Consider the following 9,877-nt stretch of genomic DNA (forward strand, 5'->3'; position numbering starts at 1 on the left):
AAGGATTTCCCACTCTTCGTCTGTTAGGCTGCTAGAGTACGGCATGACTGCTGGATACGGCTTTTGCGGTAACTGTACTTCAAGATAGTAAAAGATGTCAAATGGGTTCTATATAACTACAACATACGGAACTGTTCAACTTTCGACGAAAAGTTGATGGGCATAACAGTTTCAATGTTTTCAGTCGGATTGGGAATGATGTAGTGGGTGATAACTTCGCCGCCGTAGACTTTTTCGGCTGCTTGAATTCCAGCTGCAACGGCGATATTTACCTCGGATATTCTTCCTCGGATGGAAACTATAAAGTTACCTTTTTCCGCGAGTCCATAATAAACTAGCGTGACTGAGCCAGCTTTAACCATTGCGTCTGCGGCTGCTAGTACAGCCGGAAAACCCAATGTTTCAATCGTTCCCACGGCCTGGGGCATAGAATCAGTTCCTGAATCAAAGCAAACAATATGTTAATTGTACGAGGCTTGAGGATAGGATTTTGAATTTTAGATTTTGGGAGGTAGGAATTTCTGGGACTCCGATGATTTTAGATAAGGGCTGCGGACGGTCAAGCGATCGCTTTTATACTAATCCTCTGGAGTCGCCTGCTGGAAGTAATCTGGGTTGTTGCAAGCATGATGGGGAACCTGATGCAGCAGCTAAAATCTTCCCAGGAGATGCATGGTAGCCTTGATTTACCTGTCTCCCCAGATTCAGGATAGTCTTTGCGCCCACGTTAAGCTGCTTTAAGATTTACCAGAAAGACGCGATCGCTATTCCTCTTCTCACCTCTCAATAACTCTCCAAATCAGCACTCAACACTTTTTCAAGTCAGGATGGGCATTCTCCACCCTAAACTGTTACTAGAGTTTTTACGACTGATGAGTTGAAACACATGGCTGACATTGTTGATATTGCAGTTAGCGCCGATTCTTTCAAAACCCTAGTAACGGCTGTCCAAGCTGCCGGGTTGGTAGACACCCTGAAAAGCCCTGGCCCTTTCACTGTCTTTGCACCCAATGACGATGCTTTTGCTAAGCTACCACCGGGAACTATACAAACCCTAGTACAAAATATTCCCCAGTTAACCAGGATTCTCACCTATCATGTCGTTCCCGGCAAGTTAATGAAGGCTGATTTAGCAAAACTTAATTCTGTCACCTCAGTTGAAGGTTCACCCATCAGGATTGATTGCTCTGATGGTTTTGAGGTAAAAAATGCCACAGTTCTAGCAGCAGATATTGAAGCTGATAACGGTGTCATTCACGTTATTGATACCGTGATTCTCATGGGTTAATTTAACCATCTAGCAAGTAGAGTGGGCATTGCCCACCCTACCAGTAGCCAGTTTATATACTTAAACCTTATTCTTTATTTTGCTACATCATCTTAAGTAATTTTTCTTGGCTGCTACTCTAATGTTGTCAACTCCATCATTGGGAACCTGCATCTGAGAGCAACGTCTAAATTCTTATAAAAGTTAAAACAATCCTAGTTTAATTTGGTTTGAATGTAGTAATTCATCGTCAAATCTAAAAGCTAAGCTTATTGTTTGGATTGTCCATCAATAAAATAGTTTTACTGCCGTAAAAGAGCTATGAATCGCGTGAAATAAAAAATGGCGCTTAATTTTGTAAGCTAGATTCTCCTGAGAACTTGAATAAATATTAGAAATAATTTACCAGACTAAAAATAAATGGTGAGGTTTTGTTATGCGAAAAAAAGACTAACTCACATTCCGCAGTATCAGAGAGGTTGAATTTTAGGAACTTGGGATAAGTAACAGGAGGGTAACAATGAAGTTTTATAACATTATAATAATATGCGCGATCGCAATGGGCGCGATCGCTGGTTCTACTTTAGCAACAATTGGCTATCGCAACAGCCACTCACCTCTACCTACAGCCGACATTCTACCTTCCCCAACACCGACAACCGAGAATCCTACGCCGCCAACTACAGTCGTATCTCCCTCACCGTCTACACCGCCAACTACAGAACCAAATCTACCAACCACAGAACCAACTGTAATTAAAAATAATCAACCTGACAAAAGTACATTTTTCCAATTTCGCCTGCGTCTTGTAGATGCCGTTAATCGGCGGGATGCTAGCTTTATTCGCTCCCTTGTAACACCAGAAACTGAATGGAATTATGGCGGTACGCTAACTTTAGATTCTTACAATATTGACGACAAGAACTCTGAGTTTTGGGCGTACATGGATAAGGCAGTCGGCTTAGATTGTGCCATCGACAATCAGGCTAAAGTTGCTAACAAAGAACCTGGTTCTGATGTTTGGATTTGTCCAGATGTCAAAAAAGCGTTGGAGTCTATTAGGCCAAATAAACCCAATGTTGGGCAACTAGCAATATTAGGACAAGACGTTAATGTTCGTTCTGAGCCGGGAGCGGGTGGTAAAATTGTTGGGGTAGTTTCTCACGAATTTGTAGCATTTGACGGCAACACCTTTAACAGTTTGCCTGAGCGTAGGCAAAAGGCAATTAAAGAAAAGGTTGTCGATGGTTGGACACCAGTGAAGCTGCAAAATGGACAGCAAGGCTGGATTCTCAATCGCTATGTCTACGATCAAGAAACAGATTACCGCGTCAGTTTTGTGCGTACAAAAGGACAATGGCGGTTGCGTTACTTCCTACCTGGAAATGGCAATTAAGTAGTATCAAAGTTTAATGATATTTTAAACGCTGTAGTTTTAAAAAGTAAAAAGTAAAAATGAGCAATTCTGCAATTTTTACTTTTTACTTTTTCATTCCTTTAGCGATGCGGAAGTAATTTGAAATCAACGGTTGGTTTTGCGGCTGACGGAGTAGAAGTAGGCGCTGTAGCAGATGGATTTGAGCGCAACTGCTGATAGAAGCCCAGAACTTGTTCCGTATAAGGGGCGGTGGGGCTGCTACTGTAGCGGGTCGGGTCGCCAGTCATCCACCAAGCAGCAGCGCGTTGCACAGCTACAGCCTCATTGTTGCCACTAACCTTATATTCGTCTTGCAACACATAGCGCATTACACACACTAGGATGCCCCGTGCTGTGACTGGGCTGGCTTCAAATTGCGTTGGTGTCAGTTCCCGGTTGATACATTGTTTCGACCAGCGGGTGATGTTGTCTGGCTTAATTTGCCACTCGCTGAAGAGTCCATCGTCAGGAGTTGCGGTTTGTGGCGCTGCCCGTCGTAGCGCTTCCACCAGCGCCCCTATCTGAATGTCCGTTACCTGGGCAGGTTGGGCAGTAGCAGCCGGGACTGGGGGTTTCGCTGGTGGCTGGCTAGAGGTAGGTGAGGGTGTGGGACTTGGGGTTGGGGATGGTGAAGGTGTGGGACTTGGTGCGGGTGTGGGGGTTGGGGATGGTGAAGGTGTGGGACTTGGTGCGGGTGTGGGACTTGGTGAAGGTGTAGGACTGGGTGAAGGTGTAGGCCTGGGTGAGGGAGATTGTTGGGCTTGGGGTTTAGAGGGGGTAGAAGCAGGCGGCACAGACGATGGATTGGAGCGCTGCTGCTGGTAGAAACCCGAAACTTTCTGGATATAAGGGGCGATGTCTTTGCTGTTGTGACGGTTGGGGTCGCCAGTCATCCACCAAGCGGCGGCGCGTCGCACTGCTAGAGATTCATTGTTGCCACTGGCGCGATACTGTTCTCGGAAGATATCCCGCATAACGCACACGAGGATTGTCCGTGCTGTCGAGGGGCTGGCTTCAAATTCTGCGGTGGAGAGCGATCGCCCGATACATTGTTTCGACCAGCGGGGGATGTTGGCTGGTTTAATTTGCCAATCGCTGTAGAGTCCATCGTCTACTTTTCCGGTTTGGGGTGCTGCCTTGCGTAGTGCTTCTACTAAGGCCCCTACTTGGGCATCAGTTTGCGACCAGGCGGGCATTGCCAATGTCCCGATGGTGAGAATTGCTCCCAAGATTTTATACTGTAATCGCATAGATTACCTCCTACGAACTTAGAAGTCAATTTTCATCCTAAGTCGAAATTTTAAGTTGGGAGCGATCGCGCTAAAAACTTAGGAGGCGAGGAATTATTAACTCATAACTCCTCGCCTCCTAATTCATAACTCTTTAATTTACTTGCACAATCATCCCTTCACGCGCCAGAAACCCACCTGGAGAGACTTCTTGGACTTGCGTTTCAATCTGATCTAGAAAGTCATCGCTATGGTTTGGTTCATGGTGAAAGATAGCGAGACGCTTGACACCAGCAGCCTCGGCTACTTTCACTCCTTCTTGCCAAGTGGAGTGTCCCCAGCCGACTTTCGGAGATTTGGGGTTGTGATATTCCTCGTCGGTGTACATCGCATCGTAAATCAAGACATCGGCTTCACGGGCTAGGTGCAGCACATTTTCATCTGGGCGATCCGGCAAATGTTCCGTATCCGTGCAGTAGAAAACTGTGTGTCCCTGCCACGTCACTCGATATCCCATCGCCCCGTTGGGATGATTGAGCGGGGCAGTCTCAATCGTGATATCATCCACCTTGAAAGTATCACCACAGACCAATTCGTAGAACTTCAGGTCAGCCGCTAACTCTTGGAGCGGGACTGGGGAATTTGAGTGTAGCACGCGATCGCAGAAATGCTGTTTCATTGAGTCTGCATCCGGTGGGACTGCCCCGTGAATGTGGAAGCAATTGCCTTCAAGATAGGCGGGAGCAAAAAACGGCACTCCTTGAATATGATCCCAGTGGTAATGTGTAAAAAACATATAAGCTTCCACCGACTTAGCTTTGAGCAAATCTTTGGAAAGCATTCTTAATCCGGTGCCGCCATCAAAAATCAAGCGTTTCCCGCCAACGCGCATTTCCACGCAGGAGGTATTACCACCGTAGCGAACTGTATCTTTTCCAGGGGAGGGGATACTGCCTCGCACACCCCAAAACTGAACCACAAACTCTGAAGAAGGGCTGATTTCCATTTCACTCTCAAGGCTTTAAAGTACCGCACTGACCCTGATGGCGCAGCAGATGATCGCACAGCACTAAAGCGACCATTGCTTCAACCATAGGCACCGCTCTGGGCAAAACGCAAGGATCGTGCCGCCCCTTAGCTGCTAGTATAGTCTCAACGCGATCGCGGGTCACGGTGCGCTGTTCTTTGCGAATCGTCGCTGTTGGTTTGAACGCCACGCGGAGAATGATATTCTCTCCGTTAGAGATGCCCCCCTGGATTCCGCCAGAGCGATTCGTACTAGTACGAATTTCCCCGTCTTCGGCGATAGAGAATTCATCATTATGTTCGCTGCCAGTCAGCAATGTCCCGGCAAAACCTGATCCTATTTCAAATCCTTTACTTGCGGGTAAGGACATGACACCCTTAGCCAGGTCTGCTTCTAGTTTATCAAATACTGGAGAACCTAGCCCTTTGGGTAGATGACGCGCAACACATTCAACAACACCGCCGATGGAGTCGCCAACACGCCCGACCTGCTCAATTTTTTCGATCATTCGTTCGGCACATTCTGCATCAGGACAGCGGACAATGTTACTTTCTACTTGTTCTAGGGTAACGTTGTTGGGATCGATGACACCTTCTAAGTCTTTGATGCGCTTAACGTAACCGATAATTTCGACTCCGGCGACTGTTTTAAGGATTTTTTTAGCGATCGCGCCTGCGGCTACTCTTCCAATTGTCTCACGGGCCGAGGATCTGCCGCCACCCTGCCAGTTGCGAATTCCATATTTAGCATCGTAGGTAGCATCGGCATGAGAGGGGCGATAGGTTTGCGCCATCTCATCATAATCCTGGGAACGAGTGTCCTTGTTTCTCACCAACATCGCAATCGGCGTTCCCAGCGTTTTCCCTTCAAACACGCCAGAGAGAATTTCGCAGGTGTCAGCTTCTTTACGAGGTGTGACGATCTTACTTTGTCCCGGTCGCCGCCGATCTAATTCTACTTGGATTTCTTCAGCAGAAATTTCCAGTTGCGGTGGACACCCATCAACAACAACCCCGACACCGCCGCCGTGGGATTCGCCAAAGGTGGTAATCCGAAATAGATGACCAAAAGTGTTGCCCATAATACTTGCAGAGTCGGCTAGAAATTTTGATTTTAACAGCGATCGCTATTCAGGTGGGGAGCGATCGCGCTTCTCACTGCAACTGTTGTTATTTAAACGAACCGCGAAGACCCAAAGAACGCAGAGGTAAGAGGGGAAGTATGCGATCGCTTTTACCACGCTTAATTTTTTAATTCCTCTATCTGCCCATCAGCACTCACACGCACTCCAGCTCGTCCGCTGACTGAATAGAGTGCTGAGTAGATTGGCTCTGCTAAATACTCTTCCTCTTCGCTGTTTAGTGACGATCCAATGTTCAGCAAGGCTCTGAGTGTGAAACAGTCATCCGCAACTTCGCCAATTGCGTTAACCATCAAAGCCCATATTGGCTTAGAGACATTGTACATTTCGCGCGCTGCCAGTAAACCTAGTAACTCAGGCACCAACGCTTTGGTAGTAAGTGCTGAAAGACTGCTTAGAAGATTACTTTGAGATGACTGCCACTCCTGTCGATGTAACATCTCTAACAGTTGCCGAGAGATCGTCGCTGGCTTACACGCCGAGGCAGCAACGATGATGTCCCATGCGTCCTTCCCTTCCTTGCCTTCCTCGTCTTTCCCATCTGTAATCTTCTGCTTAAATGTTTCTACCACCGTCGAAATTAGTAAGTCATTATCCAAGCTCTTAAGAACGCGAGTCACCCGGCTCCACAAATAGTCGAACCAGATGATACTTCCTTGATCCCAGGAAAGTTCCCAGTGGAGTGGTACAGTGTGGTCTGCGATTGCTTCACATAGATACGGTATACCTGTTCTTACTCCCCAACTTCCAAGTGTGGCGGCTATTCCCACCCTGACTTGTTTGTCAAGGTCTGGGTTTTCCAGCATTTCCATTAACGAGACGCTTGCACTTTCTTGGAGACCTTCAAGAGATTCTGTCAACAGCCACCTGATTTGCCACTCAATCGTTTCATCCTGAAGCCGTTCCAACATGGAACTAGCTAACGATACATCTTTTAGCTCCCTCAAGGCTAAAGCAATGGATGGCTTTGAATGTCGGTGTATGGTTTTATCCAAGAGCATCTGTAGCAGCAAAGGAGCGACAAAAGACTTGTCACACAATTCCACTAATGCCTGAAAGATACAACCTCCGTGTATGTAATTCTCGTCATTAAGCATCTCCATTAGATCGGGAAACACAGATTTATCGCCTATCTCGCCTAAAGCTTGAAAAATCCGTTCTTGAGTGTTACTGTCCTCGTCTTCAGTGGTTTTTAGTAGGTATAGCAGACTGGGAACGGCAAAGGTTGCTTTCATCTCACCTAACGCATTGACGATGCTCTGGCGCACAAGCTCATCTAGTTCTGTATCCTTCTCCAAAAGTTCCAGCAAGCGTTGAGCCACGCTTTGATCGCCAAGTTCCCCAAAGGCTGAAGCAATGTTTTCTCGTTTTTCTGACTCAACGGTGTTATCTGCCAGCATTGCCAGCAAGTTATAAATCAGGGCTTTGTCACTAATTTCCACTAAGACTCTAGCTGACCGCTTCCAGTCGAGCGGGTAGGGCGAGGTCAGCAGCAGATTTTTGACCTCGGCAATGATGCACTGTTTCAAACCCACCATCGTAATTCGGCGGGTGTATGCCAGACACCTTGCTGCCAAGAGCAGATCGTTGTGGAAAAGGTCATTGTTTGCCGCCAATTTCCTCTCTGGCAACGAGCCTAGACTTGTCGAATGTCCCAAGATGCCCAGTAGGAATGGTGTGGCATCGTTCATCATCCCAGACAGCAGCAGGATGACTTCTTCCCACCAAGGATCGTGGCGATGACCCACAAGCTCTGACAACGCAGCTGTGCCTTTGTCCTTAACTGCTAGGGCTGCAAAATATTCTTGAAATGTCAAATGCACAAACCCATACCACCCATGCGCTTGCACCTTCAGCAGCCCATACTGAGCAGCAATTTCCTCCAAGATGGCTTTATTGTCTTCAGGCTGGATACCTATCGTCGGCAAGAAATCGGCAATCAACTCCAGCAACTCATCTTCGGGGAAGTAGCGTTTTCCTGACTTGTGGAAATGCCAAGCCACCTCCTTCAAAAGATTGCGTTTGCCATCTGTACTAAACTGGTTGAATCGCTTGATGTCGCGATGGGAATCCCACTCTTTCAGTAACACTGTTAGGCAGCGTTTGTATAACTCAGCGCGATGCTCCGGCAATTTCAAATCTTGCTGGTAAACAATGGCAATCAGAGACAGGATCAGCGGGTTCGCTGCCAGCATCTGCATTCGCAAATTCTTTTCCAGTGCTTGCCGTAGTCCTTCAGCCTTATCGGAGTCTGATTTAAACCATAGTTTAATAAACTCCTTAATCTGCTCCCAACTGAAATCCAGCACTTCCAGCGTCTGAAATCCTCTCAATCCTCCGCGCCAGCCAGCTTTTCGACAAGTTACCGCAATGGGAGCAGCAGAAAACAGCGTCGCTAGTCGATTAATTTCATCAGCCACCCGCCTGTAAGCGGCTTGAGCCTCTTCCTGAGTCCCACCACCCAGCACTTCGTCGAGTCCATCTAACAACAACGCGGTGCCATCGTTCAGATGTTGCTCTAGGTAGGGGCGAGCTTTGGTAAAGCCGTAGCGCTTCTCCCACTCATCGGCTATGAAATCGAGCAAATCATTTTTCTTGCTATCTACAAATTTTCCAAGTTCCACATAAACAGGCAAGTAGGGCAATTTTGGTTCAGCCTGTTTAGCCATTTGGAGCGCTAAATACCGCTCCATTGTAGTTTTGCCAGCCCCCGGATCGCCCAGCACTACCATACGTCGGAATTTTACTAAGGCATCTTCTGGTGAGAGGGCAACTTCTGCCAGTTTTGCTATATGTACCTGGGAGCGCCGCAGCTGTTCGCTGGGTTCTTCCGCAGCCAGTGCTGCCATTTCTTCGTCTTTGGCATAGCGCAGGGTTTCTTCTTCCCGCACTTGCAATTGCACATAGATGCTCTCCAAGTTTAGAGAAGACGGCACGTTGGGCAAATCGGAAATACTCAGATGACAGAGTTCGTGCTTCAGTTTTTCGCGGTAGGCTTTAACGCCCTTTGCCTCTGCTGCTACCTTTGCAGTTGCTTGTTGTTCTTCTTCTTTCTTTTTGTGTTCTGCCTGTAACCGCAGCTTATACCGCTCCAAAGCTCGCGGAGCGTAAATAGCTATAAGCCCAGCTATAGTCGCCGCTAATAGCACACCAAGAATTGCAACCCAATTACCAGCAGTTGCTTCCCAGAAGTTCCAATTGGGTGTTTTGGATTGAGAGGAGTTCGTTGTTTTTGAAGCACCCAGCTTCGATGAGGATGAAGGCGCGGACGTTTGCGTGGGTGAGGCGGCTGTATTGTTTGTAGCAGTATGCTTTGGTGCGGGAGAAGAATTTGCAGTAGGTGAGGCGACTGGACTGGCTACGGCTGGTTTTGGATTTTGGGCAACACAGATACTTGCCAATAAAAAGCTAAATAAGACTGCAATACAGGCAAAAATGCGCTTTTGATTTCCTGGCTTCATAATCTTTAGACATTGCCCGCGATCGCTTTCTCGACCAATCTAGCTCTTCTAATGATATGGACGGGACAGCCGATAGTGAATGATAGTCCAAATCAGGTTTTGGAGCGATCGCTTCCTTTGCTTCCTCTGTCTCCTAAAACAAAAAACGCTCTCCCATTAGGGAGAGCGTTTTTATTTAGCTAGAAAAACTAGCGATTAACCATTGATGCTAGGAGCAACCAGAGCAACTGGGGTGGACTCACCTGCTGCCAAGTCGAGAGGGAAGTTGTGAGCGTTACGCTCGTGCATTACTTCCATACCCAGGTTGGCGCGGTTGATTACATCAGCCCAGGTGT

At 47.4% G+C, this 9,877-nt stretch carries 9 protein-coding genes and 1 pseudogene; 4 read left to right on the forward strand and 6 right to left on the reverse strand.

The annotated features are described in order from the left end of the window. Positions 1-116 precede the first annotated feature (116 nt). Entirely contained in the window at positions 117-428 is a 312-nt protein-coding gene (locus H6F66_RS07240; RefSeq protein ID WP_190419716.1) for a carbon dioxide-concentrating mechanism protein CcmK, read from the reverse strand. A 62-nt stretch (positions 429-490) separates the two neighbouring features. Between H6F66_RS07240 and H6F66_RS07245 the strand changes: the two genes are divergently transcribed. The 3 genes from H6F66_RS07245 to H6F66_RS07255 all read left to right on the forward strand — a co-directional run bounded on the left by H6F66_RS07245 (position 491) and on the right by H6F66_RS07255 (position 2,663). Continuing rightward, positions 491-679, forward strand: coding sequence for a hypothetical protein (locus H6F66_RS07245; protein WP_190419718.1), 189 nt, complete (start codon positions 491-493; stop codon positions 677-679). Positions 680-886: 207 nt separating this feature from the next. Further along, positions 887-1,288 carry a fasciclin domain-containing protein gene (locus H6F66_RS07250; RefSeq protein WP_190419719.1) on the forward strand — a complete coding sequence of 134 codons (402 nt, stop codon included), beginning with the start codon at positions 887-889 and terminating at the stop codon, positions 1,286-1,288. 499 nt (positions 1,289-1,787) lie between these two features. Further along, positions 1,788-2,663, forward strand: coding sequence for an SH3 domain-containing protein (locus H6F66_RS07255; protein WP_190419721.1), 876 nt, complete (start codon positions 1,788-1,790; stop codon positions 2,661-2,663). A gap of 101 nt (positions 2,664-2,764) precedes the next feature. On the opposite strand, the gene H6F66_RS27565 is transcribed toward H6F66_RS07255, so the two are convergent. From H6F66_RS27565 to aroC, 3 genes are all read right to left on the reverse strand, one after another. After that, entirely contained in the window at positions 2,765-3,934 is a 1,170-nt protein-coding gene (locus H6F66_RS27565; protein WP_199295390.1) for a hypothetical protein, read from the reverse strand. Between the two features lie 133 nt (positions 3,935-4,067). Further along, on the reverse strand, positions 4,068-4,919 hold the full coding sequence (locus tag H6F66_RS07265; protein WP_190419723.1) for an MBL fold metallo-hydrolase: 852 nt from the start codon (positions 4,917-4,919) through the stop codon (positions 4,068-4,070). Between the two features lie 7 nt (positions 4,920-4,926). Then, entirely contained in the window at positions 4,927-6,021 is a 1,095-nt protein-coding gene (gene aroC, locus H6F66_RS07270) for a chorismate synthase (RefSeq protein ID WP_190419725.1), read from the reverse strand. A gap of 5 nt (positions 6,022-6,026) precedes the next feature. Between aroC and H6F66_RS07275 the strand changes: the two genes are divergently transcribed. Then, positions 6,027-6,194 (forward strand): hypothetical protein, encoded by a 168-nt coding sequence (locus H6F66_RS07275; RefSeq protein ID WP_190419727.1) that lies wholly within the window; start codon positions 6,027-6,029, stop codon positions 6,192-6,194. Here H6F66_RS07275 and H6F66_RS07280 read toward each other — a convergent pair. Together H6F66_RS07280 and H6F66_RS07285 are read right to left on the reverse strand one after the other, a co-directional pair. Further along, the gene (locus H6F66_RS07280; RefSeq protein WP_190419729.1) at positions 6,183-9,542 is read right to left on the reverse strand and encodes a HEAT repeat domain-containing protein; all 3,360 of its coding nucleotides are present in this window, start codon (positions 9,540-9,542) and stop codon (positions 6,183-6,185) included. The two genes, H6F66_RS07275 and H6F66_RS07280, sit on opposite strands and share 12 nt — an antisense overlap. A 195-nt stretch (positions 9,543-9,737) precedes the next feature. Further along, positions 9,738-9,877: pseudogene (locus tag H6F66_RS07285) on the reverse strand (photosystem II q(b) protein); the annotation flags it as partial.

This window comes from Trichocoleus sp. FACHB-6 (assembly GCF_014695815.1).
Lineage (GTDB): Bacteria > Cyanobacteriota > Cyanobacteriia > Cyanobacteriales > FACHB-T130 > Funiculus > Funiculus sociatus.

Excerpts from the sequence above, each read along its gene's own strand:
- H6F66_RS07240 (WP_190419716.1), bottom strand. The coding sequence starts at position 428 with ATGCCCCAGGCCGTGGGAACGATTGAAACATTGGGTTTTCCGGCTGTA.
- H6F66_RS07250 (WP_190419719.1), top strand. The coding sequence starts at position 887 with ATGGCTGACATTGTTGATATTGCAGTTAGCGCCGATTCTTTCAAAACC.
- H6F66_RS07255 (WP_190419721.1), top strand. The coding sequence starts at position 1,788 with ATGAAGTTTTATAACATTATAATAATATGCGCGATCGCAATGGGCGCG.
- H6F66_RS27565 (WP_199295390.1), bottom strand. The coding sequence starts at position 3,934 with ATGCGATTACAGTATAAAATCTTGGGAGCAATTCTCACCATCGGGACA.
- H6F66_RS07265 (WP_190419723.1), bottom strand. The coding sequence starts at position 4,919 with ATGGAAATCAGCCCTTCTTCAGAGTTTGTGGTTCAGTTTTGGGGTGTG.
- aroC (WP_190419725.1), bottom strand. The coding sequence starts at position 6,021 with ATGGGCAACACTTTTGGTCATCTATTTCGGATTACCACCTTTGGCGAA.
- H6F66_RS07280 (WP_190419729.1), bottom strand. The coding sequence starts at position 9,542 with ATGAAGCCAGGAAATCAAAAGCGCATTTTTGCCTGTATTGCAGTCTTA.